A 20,217-nucleotide genomic window follows, 5' to 3' on the forward strand; every position below is an offset into this window, starting at 1 on the left:
TAAAAGAAAGAGGGTGGGATATATGCCTTATGAAATCATTATTAGTGTTTTACGCACAATAGTAGATATTGCTTTAGTATGGTTTATTATCTATTTAATATTAAATATGTTAAAACAAAATGTTCGTACCATGCAATTATTTAAGGGAGTGCTACTTATCTTATTTTTAAAGTTAATAACCAGTGTATTTGGTTTTTCGAATATGGATTACTTAGTAGATACGATGTTAACATGGGGGATAGTTTGTATTGTTGTTGTATTTCAACCAGAAATTCGTGCAACATTAGAAAAATTAGGTCAAACAAAACTTAATTATCATATTGATGATATGTCAGAAGATGAAAAAGTACGACTAATAGATGAAATAGTGAGTGCTGTTACACGTTTATCACAAAGTAATACAGGGGCTTTGATTACTTTTGAAAAAACTCAATCTTTAGCTGATTATATTAACTCAGGTACAAAGATAAATGCGGATATTAAAGAAGAATTATTTACTACTATTTTTTGGGAAGGAACACCATTACATGATGGAGCTGTTATTATAAAAGGCGATCGTGTTGTTTGTGCTGCTGCTTTTTATCCTTCTACAACCAAAGAGTTAAGTCCTATTTATGGAGCACGACATCGTGCTGCTATTGGAATTAGTGAAATAACAGATTCTTTAACAGTGATAGTATCGGAAGAAACAGGAACTATTTCTTTTGCAATAGAGGGAGAATTACGTAAGATCCCAAGATTAGAATTAAAAGCAAATTTAATGAAAGAATTAGATTGGTTAAAAACAAAGGAGGGTAAAGGTGATGAGTAAAAAAGATCCTAATAAAACTTCCACAACTGATATCTTCTTAAATTTTATTTCTCGACAAAAAGAAGATGAAAAAGAAACAAATAGTCAAGATGATCCAAATTTATTTATAAATGGTGCTTTTAAACATGGTTTACAAGCTATTAATTTTATTAATGGAATGTTAGATAAAATGTTGTCTACAAAAACAGCTATTCGTGTTTTATCTTTTGTTATTACGATATTGATTGTATTTATGTTAAATGGAGGTTCTGTTGATAATGTTTTTTCAACACCTACAAGTGGGGATGTTATTAGCGATGTTCCAGTAGAAGTAACAGGTCTTAGTAAAGACTATGTGATTAGTGGTTTAGTAGATCATGTAGAAGTCATGGTTATTGGTTCTTCTTTAGATATTTATGCCTTAAAAGCAATGAATGATTATTATGTCTATATTGATGCTACTAATTTAGGAGAAGGGGAACAAACTGTTGAGTTAAAAACAGCAAACTTTTCTGATTCTTTAACAGTAGTAGTAGTACCTTCTAGTATTGTTGTAAAAATAGAATCAAAAGTAACACAAACATTCCCATTATCATATCGTTTTATTAATGAAGATGATTTACAAGTGGATGAATCAGTAGCATTAACTGCAATCGATTTAGAAACAATCGAAGTCCGTGGGTCACAAGAAGATATCGATAGCATTGTTAGTGTAGAAGCCAATATTGATGTATCAAATGCTAGTAGTGAATTCAATCAAGAAGCTAGTATAGTTGCTTATGATGGGAATGGTGATATTGTAGAAGTGGAATTTGGTAGTGATACGGTTTATGTAGAGTGTCGCTTAGATACGTATAGTAAAGTAGTTCCTTTGGTAGTAAGAGTACAAGGGACAGTAGCAGAAAATATGGCAGTGGAAGATATTGTATTAAGTCAAACGGAAGTAACACTTTATGGTAGTGAATCATTGTTAGAAGATGTTACTAGTGCCTATGTATATGTAGATGTATCTGATTTAAAGGAAGATACAACACGCACAGCAGTGTCTATTCGTGCAATTGAAGGAGTCAATAAGATGTCTATTGCATCGGTAGATGCCATTGTAACGATTGGTGAATTAGAAACAGGTAGCTTGAAAGATGTCGATGTCTCGGTATTGAATTTAGCAGAAGGATATACTTTAACGGGGGATTTAACAGTGGATGTTAGCTTTAGTGGAGCAAGCTCAGTAGTAAGTAGTTTAGAAGCATCCAATCTTCAACTAAGCATTGATGTTTCCGATTTAACAACAGGAGAACATGAAGTAACGCTAAAACTAGAAAGCAGTGAAACGTATGTAACATTTACAACAGTTACTAATTTAACAGTAGAAATAAAAGAACAGGAGAATTAAAATGGGTAAATATTTTGGAACAGATGGTTTTCGAGGAGAAGCAAATGTAGATTTAACAGTAGAACATGCTTTTAAAGTAGGACGTTATTTAGGATGGTATTTTAGTAGTCAAAAAAGAGTAGGAAAAGCTAAAATAGCCATTGGTAAAGATACGAGAAGAAGTTCTTATATGTTTGAATCCGCTCTTGTTTCAGGGATTACGGCTAGTGGAGCAGATGCATATTTAATGCATGTTACACCAACACCATCCGTTGCTTATGTCGTACGTACAGAAGAGTTTGATTGTGGAATTATGATTTCTGCAAGTCATAATCCTTATTATGACAATGGTATTAAGTTAATTAGTAGCAATGGACATAAGATGAATAGTGATGTAGAAGAAGCAATTGAAAAATATATAGATGGTCAAATAGAAGAATTACCTCATGCATTAAAAGATGATATTGGTTGTACAGTTGATTATTCAATGGGACGTAATCGTTACATTGGATACTTAATGTCAGTTCCAACACGTTCTTTTAAAGATCTAAGAGTTGGTTTAGATTGTTCCAATGGAGCTAGTAGTTCTGTTGCAAAAGCAGTATTTGATGCACTAGGTGCAAAAACATATGTTATTAATAACCATCCAGATGGATTAAATATTAATACTAATTGTGGTTCTACACATATTGAAGTATTACAAGAATATGTTCGTCATAAAGGATTAGACATTGGTTTTGCTTATGATGGAGACGCTGATCGATGTATTGCAGTAGATGAATTTGGTAGAGTAGTAGATGGAGATGCGATATTATACATTTGTGGAAAACACTTAAAAAATCATGATGAACTATCAAACAATATAGTAGTAACAACCGTTATGTCTAACTTAGGTTTATATAAAGCATTTGATAGAGCTGGTATTCAATATGAAAAAACAGCAGTAGGTGATAAATATGTTAATGAAAATATGATTCAAAATGGACACTGTATTGGAGGAGAACAATCAGGACATGTCATTTTCTCTAAAAACGCTACTACGGGAGATGGAGTACTAACTTCTTTAAAAGTAATGGAAGCAATGATTGAAAGCAAACAAACAGTAGCCCAATTATTAGCTGATTTACACATTTATCCTCAATTACTAAAAAATGTACGTGTTACAAACAAAACAACAGCACAAGAAGATAGTGATGTTCAAGCAGTAATAAAAGAAGTGGAAGCAAGTTTAGGAAATGAAGGACGTGTATTAGTACGTGAAAGTGGAACGGAACCACTAGTAAGAGTAATGGTAGAAGCAAGTAGTGACGATATTTGTGAAAAATGTGTTCATGAAATCGTGAAAAAAATGGAAGAAAAAGGTTACATTCTTTAAATAACACAATATCACACAATATTGCCATATATTATGGCAATATTTTATATATGATATTGTAAGGAGGTGGAGTACATGCAATTTAAAATTAATATTATTGATGATGAAAAACACTTAAATGACTTAGTGCGTACTTATTTAGAGAAGGAAGGGTATGCAGTATATTCTTTTTATACATACGACGAGGCTTTAATGCATAAGAGTGATGATGTTCAATTATGGTTAATTGATATTATGTTAGATAAAGCAAGTGGTTTTGAGTTATTTCATGAAATTAAGGCGGAAAAACCTAAAATGCCAATTATCTTTATGTCTGCAAGAGATCAAGAGTTTGATCGTATCTTGGGATTAGAAAAAGGATCGGATGATTATATTACGAAGCCTTTTAATGTCAAAGAAGTAGTTTTACGTATAAATAACTTATTAAAAAGAGCATATGATGATCCTTCAAAAATCACTATTGATAACTATAATATTGATTTAGAAAAAAGAAGAGTATTTGACTTTGATAAAGAAGTTATTCTAACAACCAAAGAATATGATCTCTTAGTTTATTTTATTCGTAACAAAGGATTAGCTATTTCTAGAGAACAAGTGTTAACAAAAGTATGGGATGAAAACTACTATGGTAGTGATCGTGTTGTAGATGATACATTACGTCGTCTTAGAAAGAAAATGCCAGAAATTAATGTTCGCACAATCTACGGATTTGGTTATCGGTTAGATTAATGATATCGAAAATTCTATCTAGAATTTCTTTACAAAAACAACTACTACTTATCTTTACACTACTTACACTTACTGTTTTAATTATTATTTTCCCTGTTATTAATAACAATTTCCGTATTGTTATTGATGAAGAAATGTACTCTGTATTAGATAGTGCTCAGGATAGTTATCTAGAATATAGTGTTTCTACCCAAAGTACAACCCAAGAAAAACAAATTTATCACTTATATTATGATAGTGAAACAGATATTGGTTATCCTTCTTTAACAATGACAAGAGAAGATATCATTGCAATGAGGGAAGTATTTATTGAGGGTTTAAGTGAATTTGTAGCTTCAAATGAGGAAGTTTATCAAGGAAAAGGGGAATATTATTCTTATGATATGTATTATCAAATTGTAAAAATTGATGATACTAATTATTTAATATCCATTATGTATAGTGATTATTCCACTGATTTAGTACTCTCTTTACAACAACAAGTATTTTATATTTTTTATGGAGCATTTGGGTTAATCGGGATTGTTTTATTTTTATGGGTAACTTCTTTAATTAAACCATTGCAATTGATTAAAAAATATATTGAATCAATTAAAGAACAAGAAGAAAGTGAATTAGTAATAGAACGTAAAGATGAAATAGGTTTAGTAGCTAGATCACTAACCTCGATGAAAGAACAGTTAGATATTGAAAATAAAGTTCAAAAAGAAATGATTCATAATATTTCTCATGATTTAAAAACACCGATTGCACTAATTAGAACCTATTCAGAAAGTGTAAAAGATGATATTTATCCTTATGGAGATAAAGATGCATCAATGGATGTTATTATTGAAAATGCAGATCGTTTAGATAAGAAAGTACGTAGCTTGTTGCATTTGAATCGTTTGGAATATTTAGGTAGTATTGAAAATATGCATTATATTCAAATGGATGAAGTAATCAATCACTTAAGCTTACAATTACAACAACTACATCCAGATATTGAAATTATTGTTGATTTACAAGAAGTAACTTATTTAGGAGAAGAAGAAAACTGGCGTATATGTATTGAAAATATTATTGAAAATGCTTATCGATATGCTAGAAAGATAATTAAAATCACACTAAATGAAGAGACTTTAGAAATATATAACGATGGACCACCAATTGATTTAGAAAACATGGATGACTTATATAAACCATATCGTAAAGGAACCAAAGGTCAATTTGGTTTAGGTTTATCCATTGTTTATAAAACAGTTACTATTTATGGTTATAGCGTAGAAGCAATTAACAAAGAAGAAGGAGTATCCTTTATTATTACAAAAATAAACAACTTATAACATAAGTTGTTTTTTTGTTGTATAATAGATGCATTGGAGGGGATTATATGGATTTAGTAAGATTAGGGAAAACAGGTATCATCGTAAATAAAAATGGATTTGGAGCATTACCAATCCAAAGGATTAGTACCCAAGATGCAGTAGATTTAATACAAATGGCATTTCATCAAGGGATTAATTTCTTTGATAGCGCTAGAGCGTATAGTGATAGTGAAGAAAAAGTCGGACTTGCCTTGCATGCAGTTCGTGAAAAAGTTTATATTGCTACAAAAACAGCAGCAGTAACAGTGGAAGGATTTTGGCAAGATCTAGAAACAAGTTTAAAGTTATTACAAACAGATTATATTGATATTTATCAATTTCATAATCCTAGTTTTTGTCCAAAACCAGGAGATGGTTCAGGATTGTATGAAGCTATGTTAGAAGCAAAAGAAAAAGGAATGATTCATCATATTGGTATTACCAATCATCGTCATCATGTTGCTTATGAAGCCATTGAATCAGGTCTGTATGAAACATTACAATTTCCTTTTAATTATTTAGCAAGCCAAAAAGAGTTAGAATTAGTAGAATTATGTAAAGAAAAAGAAATAGGATTTATTTGTATGAAAGCGATGTCTGGGGGACTAATTACAAGCTCTTATGTAAGTTATGCACATTTATCATTATATGAACATGTATTACCAATATGGGGTGTTCAAAAAGAGAGTGAATTAGCTGAGTTTATTAGTTATCAAACATGCAAACCAATTTATGATCATCAAGTAGAAGAAACAATTAAACATGATCGTGATGAATTAGCAGGAGAGTTCTGTCGTGGGTGTGGTTATTGTATGCCTTGTCCAGCAGGCATTGAAATTAATAATGCGGCTAGAATGTCTTTGTTATTAAGACGTTCTCCAAGTGCAGGATGGTTAGATGAAAATGGACAAGCTATGATGGCTAAGATCAAGGATTGTCTTCATTGTGGCAAATGTATTAGTAAATGTCCATATGGATTAGACACACCTGAGCTTTTAAAGCGTAATTTAGCTGATTATGAGACGTTTTTAGAAAAGGAGTAATTATGGAAGTAGTTGTAATAGACGGCCAAGGTGGAGGCCTAGGGCGTGCTATAGTGGAAGCACTAAAAGCAAGCAAGTTAAATTGTATAGTGATTGGAGTAGGTACGAATAGTATTGCAACAAGTAACCTTCGTAAAGGTGGAGCAGATTTTGTTGCTACTGGTGAAAATGCGATTATGTATAATGCGAAAAATGCGAATATTATTATCGGACCGATTGGTATTGCTTTTAGCAATTCAATGTATGGTGAAATATCACCAGCTATGGCTCATGCCATAAACGAAAGTGAAGCAACAAAATACCTATTACCAATTAGTAAATGTTCAGCAAAAATAATCGGTACAACACAAAAACCAATGAATGAATATATCCAAGAATTAATCGAGATATTAGAAAAAAGAATGAAATAGCATTCTTTTTTTTAATATTTACTAAAATATATGATATAATTATGGGACAAGAGGAGGGGATACTATGGATAAGTTAAAAAACAAAACTACTATTATTACAACATCTATTCTTGTAATAGGGTTATTTGTTATCTTCTGTTTTTTAGGAAATGTATCGATAAGTTCTTATTCATTGTATAATGCCCAAATAGAAGATGCCTATTATGATGCATCTAATTATGATTTCTTAAATGAAATACCTTTAAATTTAGATGGGTATTGGTTAGAGTATGAAGGAGTCTATTTTGATGAACAAACAGTAGATTATGATGTATTAGAAGATGGCAATTATCAACAATTACCGATTACTAGTTTAGACAATGCCAAAGGAACAACATCTTATTTAGTAAACATTTGTTTATCACAAGAACAAATGGAAGAGGGAGATTTATTATTATCTATTCCTTATATTGATGAAGATGTTAATGTTTATATAAACGGAATACAAATAGATTATTTTGATATAAAAGAAGGAGAATCTGTTTTTCATGAAGAATATTCGATGTTTGATATTCTTAGTGAAGTAGACTATGAATTAGAATATCAAGAGATTATTATTAGTATTAATGATGATCTTAATGATACAGATCTATTTAAAAGGGATATTTCCTTATCAACAGAATCAAATTTATTGTATTATCAAACAACCGTATTCTTAATGGAAATATTTTTAGTGTGTACTATGATAGCTACTATTATCGTAGCTTGTGTTTATATTTTGTTTTATAGCCAATCAAAAGCACTTGTATATACGAATTTATTTAGCTGTGCTCTGTTAATACATATTGTATTTGGGATGACAACTATACCTATGGTGCTTTTTTCAGGGTTAATAGAAAGTGGCTTTGGAGATATCCTATTTGCAAGGATTGCTAAAGCATCTTTGATTCTGGCGTTATTTATAGGAAATATTCTATCTATTGAAATATTTGATTCGAAACGTCGAGTATCTCCTAAAGTAGATAAAGCTGTGAATGTCTTACTTTTATTACTTACGATAGCATCCTACATTTATCCACAATTAATGAACAATACAGGAGTTATTGCAGTAAGTGTGTTCTTATCCATTAGTATGTTTAGTTTGTTAAACAAGATATATGTAAAAATAAAAAACAACTCTTTTACAAGTTATTATCAGTTCCATTTTATTAAGTCTATTTTAATAGGAACAGTAATCTTTATAGATTTAATAACAATTAATGAAGCAATGCGTTTGCGTGAAGTATTAGTAGTATCTTATGGGATATTCTATATTGTGATTTTAGCAACCCATGGATATGAATACCAATTCCCATTAATTCATTTATCAAAGAAAAATGAATTATTAGAAGAATTAGTAGAAAAACGCACACAAGAATTAAAGAAACTAAATAATGAATTACGCTTAACAAATGAAAGAGATGCCCTTACTGGAGCTTCTAATCGACTATTCTTTGAACAAAAGTTAGATGAATATTTAAATAAAGTAACAGGTAGTATTTATATGTGTATCTTTGATATTGATGACTTTAAAAAGATTAATGACGTTTATGGCCATAGTGTAGGGGATGATCAATTAATTGAAATTGTTGAAACTTGCAAAGCTATCTTACCAAAAGATACGTCACTATCTAGAATTGGTGGAGAAGAATTTGCGATACTATTTGTAGATAAACCAGAAATAACAATATTACCAATTATTGAAAGAATTCGTTGGCAATTAGAAAATAACGCCAAAAAAGAAGGTCGTACAACAGGTAGTTTTGGAGTATATAAATCAAATTCAAATGACAAACGTAAAGAAATATTTATTAAAGCAGATGAATGTTTATATTATGCAAAATCTCATGGAAAAAATACGATTGCTTATAATTTCGATGGTGAGATTAAAGAAAATAAAAAATGGGCTAATAAAGTATGCTAAAAGAGTGAAGAAATCATTGTTTCTCCACTCTTTTTAACATATCTTGATAACTATAAATACATCCACAATAAGTTTGACGATACATATGAAAATCATTTGACATCTTGGTAGACTTCAAATAACCACTATCTTTTTTAAAATCACTGCATAAAAAATGAGTTTCACTTTGAGGCATCGATAAACCTATTTCATTGATCCATTGACTATTTTTATGAGGCGAAACACTTAAAACAGTAGTCCAATAATCAAAATGATGATGACAAGCATAACGATAAGCATCATTCATACGTAGCTTATAACATAAAAAGCAACGTTTTCCACCTTCTGGTTCATTTGCATAAACGGAAAGGTTATGTAAATATTCAATAGGCCGATAAGACTGTTCTATTACGTTTATAGAAGAATCAAATTCTTCTATAAAACGTAGCAATTCTTGGTATCTTCTTTGATATTCTGTGTCGGGATAAATATTTGAATTACTATAATAAATAGTTAATTGAAAATATTCTCTTAACTCCTTAATAACATTACTACTACAAGGACCACAACAAACATGTAATAATAAAGAAGGTTTTTTATCTTTTATTTTATCCAATTCTTCCTTAAATTTAAGATGATAATTAACTTTCATTATAGAATAAGCATGCTATCACCAAAAGAGAAGAAACGATACTCTTCTTCTATTGCTTGAGCATAAGCCTTAAATACTAATTCTTTACTTGAAAAAGCACTAATTAACATTAATAATGTAGATTTAGGAAGATGGAAATTAGTAATCAAACAATCAATTGCTTCATAGTTATATCCAGGATAAATAAAGATATTTGTATTTTCATTGGTAGCTACAAACTTACCATATTTCTTTATATTACTTTCTAATACTCTTGTAGAAGTAGTACCAACACTAATAATACGTTTACCAGTAGCTTTAGCATGATTTAATGTATCAGCTACTTGTTCATCAATCATATAAAACTCACTATGCATTTCATGATCCAGAATATCATCGACTTTTACAGGACGAAAAGTTCCTAAACCAACATGTAAAGTAACATCTACAATTTGAATTCCTTTTTCTTTTATTTTTTTATTAATTTCAGGGGTAAAATGCAATCCTGCTGTAGGAGCAGCAGCACTTCCTTCTATTTTAGCATAGACTGTTTGGTAACGATCTTTTTCTTCTAGTTTTTCTTTAATATAAGGAGGTAAAGGCATGGTACCTAGCTGATCTAATATTTCATAGAAAATACCTTCATAGATCATTTCAAAAACACGTAAACCTTCTTCTTTTATTTCAATACATTTTGCTTTTAGAGAACCTTCTCCAAAACTAATAACTGTATTTAATTTTACTATTCTAGCATTACCAACTAAACATTCCCATGTATCATTCGATAATTCTTTTAAAAGCAATAGTTCTACATGACCATTTGTTTCTTCTTTAATACCAAATAAACGAGCAGGAATAACTTTTGTATTATTACGAACTAAGATATCACCAGCTTCTAAATAATCTAGAATATCATAAAAGTGTTTATGTTCAATTTCACCACTATCACGATGAACAACCATTAATTTAGAAGTATCTCTTTTTTCTAAAGGGGTTTGTGCTATTAAAGATTCTGGTAAATCAAAATCAAAATCACTTACTTTCATTAGAATGCCCTCTCATATACTTCACGACCATATTTATCTAAGAATTCTTCTTTAAAGTCAGCTAAACGATCTTCTTGTATAGCAGTGCGAATATCTTTTGATAATTGTAATAAGAAATTAACATTATGAATCGATAATAAACTTTTACCAAATAATTCATCACATTTATGTAAATGACGAATATAAGATTTTGTATAATTTTTACAAGCATAACAATCACAATTTGGATCTAAAGGAGTAAAATCATATTTAAATTTTTCATTATTAATATTTAAACGTCCTAAACTAGTCATCACAGCACCATGACGAGCAACACGTGTCGGTAATACACAATCAAACATATCAACACCACGAATAGCACCTTCAATCAAATCAATAGGATTACCAACCCCCATTAAATAACGTGGTTTATTATCTGGTAACCATTGAATCGCATCTTCTACCATTTTATACATCACATCTTTTGGTTCACCAACACTAGTTCCTCCAATAGAATATCCAGGAAAATCCATTTTCACTAATTCTTTAGCACAATGTTCACGTAAATCCGCAAATTCACCACCTTGAACAATTCCAAACAAAGCCTGATTTTGAATATTAGTATGTACATCTTGACCTCTTTTAGCCCAACGTAATGTTCTTTCCACACTATTTTTCATATAATCATGAGTACATGGATAAGGAGCACATTCATCAAAAGACATAATAATATCAGCACCTAATTTATTTTGAATATCAATAGCCTTTTCAGGTGATAAGAATAAAGAACGTCCATCAACAATACTCTTAAACGTAACCCCTTCTTCTTCTATCTTTCTAGTTTTCCCTAAAGAAAATACTTGAAATCCACCACTATCCGTTAACATTGGTCCATGATAGTTCATAAAATCATGTAAACCACCAGCAGCGCTAACAACATCCTCACCAGGACGTAACCATAAATGATACGTATTAGCAAGCACAACACCTGCATCCATTTCTTTTAAATACTCAGGGGCAATTCCCTTCACCGTGGCAAGAGTACCAACCGGCATAAACATTGGTGTTTCCACATCTCCGTGTGGTGTATGTAAAATCCCATAACGGGCACCAGTTTGCTTACATACATGTTTCAATTCATATGATATAGCCATATAATTCCTCCTTAAAGCAAAGCTTATTATACATGAAAATAACGAAAAAAACAAATGACGAATATAAATTTGTAAGGTATAATGAGTAAATGTGAAAAGAGGGTTGAAAATGGAAATATGTAAACATAAAAAGATGTGCGGAGGTTGCCAATATATGGGAACGGAATATCCTAAACAACTAGAGATAAAAAAGGATTATTGCATAAAACTTCTAGAAAAAGCATCTATTAAAAATAAAGTAGTAGCTCCTACTAATGGAGTATCCAATCCATATTTCTATCGTAATAAAATTATTGTTGCTTTTAATAATAAATATGAATATGGTTTATATGAAGAAAACTCTCATAAAGTAATTCCTTATCAAAGATGTTTATTACATGAAGAAATAAGTGATCAAATTATTCATAAAATAGCAATGTTATTTAAAAAATATAGAGTATCTATTTATGATGAAAAAAGACAAAGAGGTCTAATAAGACATGTCTTAATTCGTAGAGCTGTAAAAACAAATCAAACAATGGTTGTATTAGTTTGTAATGAAGAAGTATTTCAAGGATCTAAAAACTTTTGTAATGAAATAATAAAAGCATTTCCAACCATTAAAACAGTAGTCTTAAATGTAAATAAAAGAAAAACAAGTGTAGTATTAGGAGATAAAGAAAAAGTATTATACGGAAAAGGATTTATCGTAGATGAATTATGTGGGATTAACTTTAAAATATCAGCGAAATCTTTTTATCAAATAAACCATGATCAATGTGTTGAAATATATGAAAAAGCAATTGATTTATTAGAATTAAAAGGAAATGAAATAGTAATAGATACTTATTGTGGTATTGGTACCATAGGTATGGTTGCATCTAAAAAAGCAAAACAAGTAATTGGTGTAGAATTAAACAAAGACGCAGTATTTGATGCAAAAAATAATGCTAAAATGAATAACATTACAAACATACAATTCTATCAAGAGGATGCTACTCAATTTATGCAACAAATGGCAAATAAGAAACAAAAGGTAGATGTTCTTATTATGGATCCACCTAGAGCTGGGAGCACCAAAGAATTTATAGATGCCTTAAAAGTATTAAAACCTAAAAAAGTAGTATATATATCATGTGATCCAAGTACGCAAGTTAGAGACTTAAAATATTTACATAATATTGGTTATCATTTTAATACCTTATATCCATATGATATGTTTCCATTTACTAAACATGTGGAGACGGTATGTCTTTTGACCAAACTGTAATCAGAGCATTCCATAGAAGTTGAGTTTACGTATAAAATGAACAGCTAAGCGGCAAATCAAGTCAGTTAGCTGTTTTATTATGTGTTGGATAAATATGTTACATCCTTTTAAGTGTAATGAAGATGATAGTTTTTTCATATTTGTGACTTCTACCTTTAATGGCACAGCTATAAAACTTGTAGTGGGAATGAAAAAACTAGATGAAAACTCTACAACTTCATCTTGTGCAGATGCGACAATTCTACAAGGTATACTCCAAAGATCAAATTGGTCAGATGCTGTCTGACCAAAAATAGGGGAATTAAAACATCAAGATATTGGACAGATGCAGATGTATGTTAACTATTGTGATAGAGAAGTCAAGCTGCCAGAAGAAAATGCTACAATAGGGATTATTTTATGCAAAGATAAGAAGCAAGCCATACCAGATTGCCTCTCTAATATGAAAGATGTTTTAGATGCAGAATCACTATCTACTCTTGTTGGTGATAGAGAAGATGCTATTATACTAGACAACCCTAAGAAATCTAAAGAAAATAATATACATGAAAAGAATATCCAAACCATATGTTAAGAGTAGATATACGCTGACTGATATATTTATAATGCAGTATAGTACATTGAATTTGGTTAAAAATAAACATAAATACTAATTATAAGCCTAATAGCAAGCTTTTTTATGTGATTGCTTTGCCTAATGAATTGATTATCGCCTAAAGTGATGGTATAATTAGGAGAAAGAAAAGGAGGTAGGTGAATGAGATTTTTTGATTATACTACATTGAAAGATTATACGTGGGATAGTGAGTTATTAGGTCTGGTTGCACAAATACATGAATACAAAGGTAGGCAAGAACTTTATTTAAAGCAAAAACCCCAATCATTGGATAAGTTGATCGAAATTGCTAAAATTCAAAGTACAGAGGCTTCTAATAAAATTGAAGGTATTGTTACAACAAGCACACGAGTAAAACAGTTGATGTTAGAAAAAACGACTCCTCAAAATAGAGATGAAGAAGAAATAATAGGGTATCGTGATGTACTTAATACAATTCACGAAAGTTATGAATATATTCCTATTCGTTCTTCTTATATTTTACAACTTCATAGAGATTTATATAAATACTCAGAAAAATCAATTGGAGGAAGATTTAAAAATACGCAAAATGTTATTGCTGAGACGAGCTTAGATGGAACGCAAAAGGTTCGATTTATGCCACTTCCACCTCATGAAACCAAAGCAGCAATTGATGCTATTTGTGAGAGCTTTAATAGTGTAATTGATTCTTGTGTAATTGATCCGTTAGTTTTAATTCCTATTTTTATTAATGACTTCTTGTGTATTCATCCATTTAATGATGGTAATGGTCGTATGTCGAGACTTCTTACAACATTATTGTTATACCGCAGTGGTTATGTGGTTGGTAGATATATAAGTTTAGAGAGTAAGATAGAAAAAACGAAAATGAAATATTATGATGTGCTTGAGGAATGTGGTATAAATTGGCACGAAAATACAAATGATCCGGTACCTTTTATAAAATATATACTTGGTATTATTCTTGCGGCTTATCGAGATTTTGAAATGAGGGTAGATTATGTAGATGAAAAACTCCCAGCGATAGAGCAAGTTAGAAAAGCTGTTAGCAATAAACTTGGTAAGTTTACAAAGAGCGAAATAATGGAATTCGTTCCTTCTATAGGAAAAGCATCTATTGAAAATTCTTTAAAAACACTTACAGAAGAAGGTTTTATAACTCGTCATGGAAAGGGAAAAGCTACATTTTATACTAGAAATGATATGTAATTATTAAGAATGTGGGCTAGAATAAGTACATATTTGTCTTAACAGTCCAACAAAACACCAATGCTCTAAGTTAACAGCGTTATTTGATTGGATATTAGAGATTTTGATAAGGAGAGATTATGAAAAAAAATTATAAATATATATTATGGGATATAGATGATACACTTATTGATTTTAAAAGTTCAGAAAAACAAGCTATTAAAAGTTGTTTTAAAGATTTTGGGGTTACTTTAACAGATGAAGATATTGAAATATATTCCAATATAAATCATAACTATTGGGAGTTATTAGCAAAACAAAAAATAGAAAAAGAAACGATGTTAAACCAAAGATTTGAAGACTTCATTCAATATTTATCTTTAGAGAATTTAGATTGCAAAACAATTAACACCCTATATCAAGAAAGACTTGGCGATTATGCCATCTTGTTTAAAGACGCATTTGAACTTTGTACAAAGTTCAAAAGTAACAAAAAACAATATGCAGTTACTAATGGTACCGTTATAGCCCAAAATAAAAAATTAAATAAAACAGGATTAAGAGAATTATTAGACGAAGTATTTATTTCTGATGAAGTTGGATATCAAAAACCAGATATAAGATTTTTCCAACATGTCTTTCATGAAATTCCCGATTTTAATCCTGAAAAAGCAATTATGATAGGAGATTCTTTATCTAGTGATATGCTAGGAGCAAATAATGCTAAAATAGATTGTTGTTGGTTTAATCCAAATGGGAATCTCAATAAAGATAAAGCTATTCAAATTAATTATGAAATAAAAGAATTAAAAGAATTACTGAAGATTATCGAATAGAGATAAGTTAGAAGATTTTTTTCATGTTTGCATTATGTGTAGAAAATGTTTTTCATGCCTTATTTTTTGTAGTTAATACCAAAAAGGTTGTTGCAAGTAAATTGCTATGATAGTATTTGTGCAAAGAAGGGGGAATACTATGATTTATTTAGCTGCAGATACACATGGAATGCATGATTTGGATAAAATCAGAAGCTTCTTTGACAAAGTTCAACAAAAAACAAAAGTAACAAAAGATGATTATTTAATCATCTTAGGTGATATAGGAATATGTTTTAGTAGTAAAGTGAATAAGAAGACTATTCGTCAATCCTTACAAACATTACCGATTACCATCTTATTTATTAATGGTGTTTATGAAAATGCTGAAATGATTAAAACATATCCTTCTAAGTTATGGAATGGTGGTATTGTATATGATTTAGGAGATGATATTTTACATTTAACAAGAGGTCAATTGTTTACTATTGAAGGAAAAACAATTTTCACTTTTGGAGGGGGAAACTTAATTGATCAATTGTATTGTGTAGAAGGAGGAAGTTGGTGTCAACAAAATACTTTAAAAGAAGAGTTTGAAGCAGGAATGAAAAGATTGTTAGAAGCTAATTTTAAAGTAGATTATATTCTTACACATACAGTGCCAACACAATTAGTATATGAATTAAATACTCCTATTCTTTTAGGAGAAGAAGTATTACAAGACTATTTACAAGAAATAGCAGATATTACTTCTTTTAAGCAATGGTTTTTTAGTCATGGACAAAAGGATATGAATATTCATGATATATATATTGGTTTATGGGATCATATTTTTACCTTAGAATAGGGCTGAATCGTTTTTCAGCCTTTTATATGGATGATAAAAAGAAGAAATGATAATGTAAAGAAGAGGTGGAATATGAAAAAATATAAAGCAATTATTTATGATATTGATGGAACTGTATTAGATACTTTAAAGATGAATATGGTTCCATTAAAAAAGATAATTGAAGAAGAATTAGGACAAACGTGGACTTATCAAGAAGTACTAAAATACGCAAGCTATCCAGGTATGAAAGTGATGGAAGAATTGCAGATAGAAAATAAAGAAGAAGTATATACAAGGTGGGTAGAGTATGTTAATAATTACCCAGATAAAGCCCAAATCTATCCTGGTATGTTAGAGGTGTTTCAAGCGTTGCAAGGGAATGTAGTACAAGCTGTAATGACTTCTAAAAAAAGAGCCCAATATCAAATTGATATGGTGGAACAAGGATATGATGATTATATAAGTGTATCGATTGTTAGTGAAGATACAAAGTTACATAAACCAGATCCACAACCTATATTAGCGTGTATACAGGCACTGGGGTTACCAAAAGAAGAAGTGATTTATATTGGTGATGCTTATAGTGATTATTTATGTTGTCATAAAGCAGGAGTTGATTTTGGATTGGCGTTATGGGGAGCGATTGATAAGGAAGGGATGGAAGATAGTACGTATCTATTAGAAAATCCTACTGATATTTTAAATATTTTCTAAGGGTTACAATTTTCGTTTATTTTTTCACAATATTTATGAAATAATGATTGTGATAGTCTTTATTTTTTGGTAGAATGTCTAACAATAGTAAGTACTACTAGGGAGAGACGCTCCGCAAAATAGATTTATATTTTAATAAGGGGGACAATTCTATGTATTGTAAAAATTGTGGAAACGAGTTAGTGGAAGGCGCTAAAGTATGTATATGCTGTGGTGACGAACAAGAAGAACAAGAAGAAGCATCAACAAAAGAACAATAAATTAGAAATAAAAAAAGGCCTAGGCCTTTTTTTAGTCTATATAACCAACTTCTTGTAAGAATTCTTTTGCTACTACAGCAGAATCTTTTCCATCATCAGTGACATAACCATTTAATGTACGCATTATTTCATCATCTAATAGTGCAATCACTTCATCGATAATAGTTGCTACTTCAGGATATGTATAATATACATATTCATTAGCGACAGCGACTAGATTATAAGGAGGGAAGAAGTTTAAATCATCTTCTAACACTACTAAACCATATTTCTCAATTAAACTATCTGTTGCAAATGCAACAATAACATCTACTTCATCACTATCAATAGCAGTATACATTAATGTTCCAGAGAAGTTATAAACATTATTGAAATACATATTATAAGTATCTTGAATACCTAATAAACCATCTTCTCTTACTGCAAACTCTGGAGTACTTCCTAAATCTAAACGACTAGATATTTTAGCCAAATCAGAGAAAGTTTCTAAATCATATTGTTCAGCAAGTTCAGCACTAACTGCTAAACAATACGTATTATTTATATCAAAAGCATCATAAGTATAGATCCCATCAGCTTCTAATTGAGCAGATACATAATCATAAACTTCTTCACTAGTATCACCAGTTTGATAAGTTTCACCTAATACAGTAGAAAGTAATGTTCCTGTATAATCAGGATAGATATCAATTTCACCACTATTTAATGCTTCATAGGCAATCATAGTACCACCTAATCCCATTGTTCTTTCCACTGTTAAATCAGTCTTTTGTTCAATTGCTTCTGCAATCATATTCCCAATAATTCTACCTTCCGTAGCTTCTTTTGAACCAATAACAATATCAGCATCTTGTGAAAAGTAAGAGAAACCAAACATACCAATAATAATTGCAAAAATAAGACCACCACTAGCTAATGTTTGTTTACGAGCTCTTTTTAAATTATCAATCGCACTTTGTGATAAATTAGCAGCTGTTAATTGTAAACTAACAGGAGTTACCGCTTTTTCCACTTTATTCATTAAAAAATCCATTGTCAAAGCTAACACACAAGCAGGGATAGCACCAGCTAAAATCATCGCACTATTATCAGTTTGAATACCTGAAATAACAAGTGATCCTAATACATCAGCACCAATATAAGCAGCAATAGTCATTAAACCAACCGCTGTTACAGTAGAAATACGAATCCCAGCCATAATAACAGGTAACGCTAGAGGTATTTGTACTTTTGATAAAATTTGCCAACGAGTCATCCCAATACCTTTTGCAGCTTCTAAAGTATCTGGATTAATACTAGATAAACCAGTATATGTATTTTTTAAAATAGGCATTAAAGAATATAACACAACCATAAAGATAGCTGTAGAAGCTCCAATCCCAAAATAAGGAACAATAAATCCTAAGATAGCTAAACTAGGAATCGCTTGGATTAAATTAGCGAAACTTAATACAGGTTTATCTAAATGCTTAAAATTAAAGATAATGATTCCTAATGGAACACCAATAAAAATAGCTACAACCACTGCAATCATAGTATATTGAATATGATTATAAAACAAACCACAAATATAAGCGAAGTTCGTAGTAAAATAATCTAAGAAACTATTAAACATGATGAATACCCTCCACATCTATATATTGTTGAGAAAGTGTTGTTACTAAAGTACTAGTAGTTACTAGTCCTTTTAATAGATTATTCTCATCTACAACAGGGATACTAGTAGATTGATGTTCACGAACTTTTGTTAGTAACTCTACAATATTATCATATGGATGAGCAATTACTTTTGGAACTTTCACTAAATTACGAATAGGTTGTGATTTATCCTCACATTGAACCATCGATCTAGCACTAACAACTCCTTTAAACTTACCATCATCCCCAATAACTAAAATAGTATCTACTTTACGTAAACGCATATTTTCAATTACCTTCAATACAGGTACTTCTGTAAATGTCGTAACAGGTGTTGTCACCATAATATCTTGAGCACGAATAAATTCTGGATTACTCCAAATACGATTCTTCCCAACAAAATTAGAAACAAATTCATTAATTGGATTTTTTAAAATATTTTCAGGTATATCATATTGTACAATACTACCATCTTTCATAATACATATACGATCAGCAATCTTAACCGCTTCATCCATATCATGAGTAACAAAGACAATCGTTTTCTTTACCTTTGCTTGTAGATTTACTAACTCATCCTGTAATTGTTGACGAGTAATTGGATCTACTGCAGAAAATGGTTCATCCATTAAAATAATATCAGGATTTGTTGCAAAAGCACGTGCAACCCCAACCCTTTGATTTTGTCCTCCAGATAATTGAACTGGATAACGATTTTTAAAGTCTTCTGGATCTAAACTAACCATTGTTAAAAGGTTCTTACTAATAGCGTCACACTCTTCATCCGACTTTTTTTCTAACCTAGGAATAATCTCTATGTTTTCTTTAATTGTCATGTGTGGAAATAAACCTGTTTGTTGGATTACATACCCAATATTACGTCTTAAAGCAATTGGATCTTGTCCTGCAATATCTTCTTCTTTAATATAAATGGTACCCCCAGATGGTTGTATTAATTTATTAATCATTTTTAGTGTTGTTGTTTTACCACATCCAGATGGCCCAATTAAAACAACAATTTCACCAGCGTTAATCTCAAAACTGATATCATTTAAGACCATCGTGTTTTTATAACTTTTTGAAATATTTTCAAATCTTATCATCTAACCCCTCCTTTTCTTCTTTTCATC

The 20,217-nt window shown here is 30.4% G+C and carries 19 protein-coding genes; 14 read left to right on the forward strand and 5 right to left on the reverse strand.

Annotated elements, in window-relative coordinates; translation table 11 throughout:
- Positions 1-22: 22 nt before the first annotated feature.
- From cdaA to LRR82_RS00290, 8 genes are all read left to right on the forward strand, one after another.
- Entirely contained in the window at positions 23-811 is a 789-nt protein-coding gene (gene cdaA / locus LRR82_RS00255; protein WP_249029520.1) for a diadenylate cyclase CdaA, read from the forward strand.
- Positions 804-2,183, forward strand: coding sequence for a CdaR family protein (locus LRR82_RS00260; RefSeq protein ID WP_249029521.1), 1,380 nt, complete (start codon positions 804-806; stop codon positions 2,181-2,183). The genes cdaA and LRR82_RS00260 overlap by 8 nt, the downstream gene beginning before the upstream one ends.
- 1 nt (position 2,184) lies before the next feature.
- On the forward strand, positions 2,185-3,537 hold the full coding sequence (gene glmM, locus LRR82_RS00265; protein WP_249029522.1) for a phosphoglucosamine mutase: 1,353 nt from the start codon (positions 2,185-2,187) through the stop codon (positions 3,535-3,537).
- Between the two features lie 75 nt (positions 3,538-3,612).
- Positions 3,613-4,266 (forward strand): response regulator transcription factor, encoded by a 654-nt coding sequence (locus LRR82_RS00270; RefSeq protein ID WP_249029523.1) that lies wholly within the window; start codon positions 3,613-3,615, stop codon positions 4,264-4,266.
- Positions 4,266-5,591, forward strand: a complete 1,326-nt coding sequence (locus LRR82_RS00275) for a sensor histidine kinase (RefSeq protein WP_249029524.1) — start codon at positions 4,266-4,268, stop codon at positions 5,589-5,591. The genes LRR82_RS00270 and LRR82_RS00275 overlap by 1 nt, the downstream gene beginning before the upstream one ends.
- 47 nt (positions 5,592-5,638) lie before the next feature.
- Positions 5,639-6,655, forward strand: coding sequence for an aldo/keto reductase (locus LRR82_RS00280; protein WP_249029525.1), 1,017 nt, complete (start codon positions 5,639-5,641; stop codon positions 6,653-6,655).
- Between the two features lie 2 nt (positions 6,656-6,657).
- Entirely contained in the window at positions 6,658-7,065 is a 408-nt protein-coding gene (locus LRR82_RS00285; protein ID WP_249029526.1) for a DUF3842 family protein, read from the forward strand.
- A gap of 64 nt (positions 7,066-7,129) precedes the next feature.
- Positions 7,130-9,007, forward strand: a complete 1,878-nt coding sequence (locus LRR82_RS00290; RefSeq protein WP_249029527.1) for a GGDEF domain-containing protein — start codon at positions 7,130-7,132, stop codon at positions 9,005-9,007.
- A 13-nt stretch (positions 9,008-9,020) separates the two neighbouring features.
- On the opposite strand, the gene LRR82_RS00295 is transcribed toward LRR82_RS00290, so the two are convergent.
- From LRR82_RS00295 to tgt, 3 genes are read right to left on the reverse strand one after another with little or no spacing between them, the layout of a single operon-like run.
- Complete coding sequence (locus LRR82_RS00295; protein ID WP_249029528.1) at positions 9,021-9,602, reverse strand: epoxyqueuosine reductase QueH; 582 nt, start codon at positions 9,600-9,602, stop codon at positions 9,021-9,023.
- Positions 9,603-9,637: 35 nt separating this feature from the next.
- On the reverse strand, positions 9,638-10,663 hold the full coding sequence (queA, locus tag LRR82_RS00300) for a tRNA preQ1(34) S-adenosylmethionine ribosyltransferase-isomerase QueA (protein WP_249029529.1): 1,026 nt from the start codon (positions 10,661-10,663) through the stop codon (positions 9,638-9,640).
- Complete coding sequence (gene tgt / locus LRR82_RS00305; protein WP_249029530.1) at positions 10,663-11,796, reverse strand: tRNA guanosine(34) transglycosylase Tgt; 1,134 nt, start codon at positions 11,794-11,796, stop codon at positions 10,663-10,665. The genes queA and tgt overlap by 1 nt, the downstream gene beginning before the upstream one ends.
- Positions 11,797-11,905: 109 nt before the next feature.
- Between tgt and rlmD the strand changes: the two genes are divergently transcribed.
- The 6 genes from rlmD (at position 11,906) to LRR82_RS00335 (ending at position 17,189) form a co-directional block, all read left to right on the forward strand.
- Positions 11,906-13,045, forward strand: a complete 1,140-nt coding sequence (gene rlmD, locus LRR82_RS00310) for a 23S rRNA (uracil(1939)-C(5))-methyltransferase RlmD (protein ID WP_249029531.1) — start codon at positions 11,906-11,908, stop codon at positions 13,043-13,045.
- Positions 13,046-13,376: 331 nt separating this feature from the next.
- Positions 13,377-13,619 carry a DUF1016 domain-containing protein gene (locus LRR82_RS00315; protein ID WP_249029532.1) on the forward strand — a complete coding sequence of 81 codons (243 nt, stop codon included), beginning with the start codon at positions 13,377-13,379 and terminating at the stop codon, positions 13,617-13,619.
- A 183-nt stretch (positions 13,620-13,802) separates the two neighbouring features.
- The gene (locus LRR82_RS00320; protein ID WP_249029533.1) at positions 13,803-14,852 is read left to right on the forward strand and encodes a Fic family protein; all 1,050 of its coding nucleotides are present in this window, start codon (positions 13,803-13,805) and stop codon (positions 14,850-14,852) included.
- A gap of 119 nt (positions 14,853-14,971) precedes the next feature.
- On the forward strand, positions 14,972-15,667 hold the full coding sequence (locus LRR82_RS00325; protein ID WP_249029534.1) for a YjjG family noncanonical pyrimidine nucleotidase: 696 nt from the start codon (positions 14,972-14,974) through the stop codon (positions 15,665-15,667).
- Positions 15,668-15,806: 139 nt separating this feature from the next.
- The gene (locus tag LRR82_RS00330; protein ID WP_249029535.1) at positions 15,807-16,493 is read left to right on the forward strand and encodes a metallophosphoesterase; all 687 of its coding nucleotides are present in this window, start codon (positions 15,807-15,809) and stop codon (positions 16,491-16,493) included.
- Positions 16,494-16,565: 72 nt separating this feature from the next.
- Positions 16,566-17,189: an HAD family hydrolase gene (locus tag LRR82_RS00335; RefSeq protein ID WP_249029536.1), complete on the forward strand. Its 624-nt coding sequence runs from the start codon at positions 16,566-16,568 to the stop codon at positions 17,187-17,189.
- 291 nt (positions 17,190-17,480) lie between these two features.
- Here LRR82_RS00335 and LRR82_RS00340 read toward each other — a convergent pair whose 3' ends face one another.
- A complete protein-coding gene (locus tag LRR82_RS00340; protein WP_249029537.1) occupies positions 17,481-19,064 on the reverse strand; it encodes a glycine betaine ABC transporter substrate-binding protein in 1,584 nt (527 codons plus the stop codon).
- Positions 19,057-20,190, reverse strand: a complete 1,134-nt coding sequence (locus LRR82_RS00345; protein ID WP_249029538.1) for a betaine/proline/choline family ABC transporter ATP-binding protein — start codon at positions 20,188-20,190, stop codon at positions 19,057-19,059. Before LRR82_RS00345 ends, LRR82_RS00340 begins: the two co-directional genes overlap by 8 nt.
- Positions 20,191-20,217 lie beyond the last annotated feature (27 nt).

It is taken from the genome of Tannockella kyphosi, assembly GCF_021054785.1.
Classification (GTDB): domain Bacteria; phylum Bacillota_I; class Bacilli_A; order Erysipelotrichales; family Coprobacillaceae; genus Tannockella; species Tannockella kyphosi.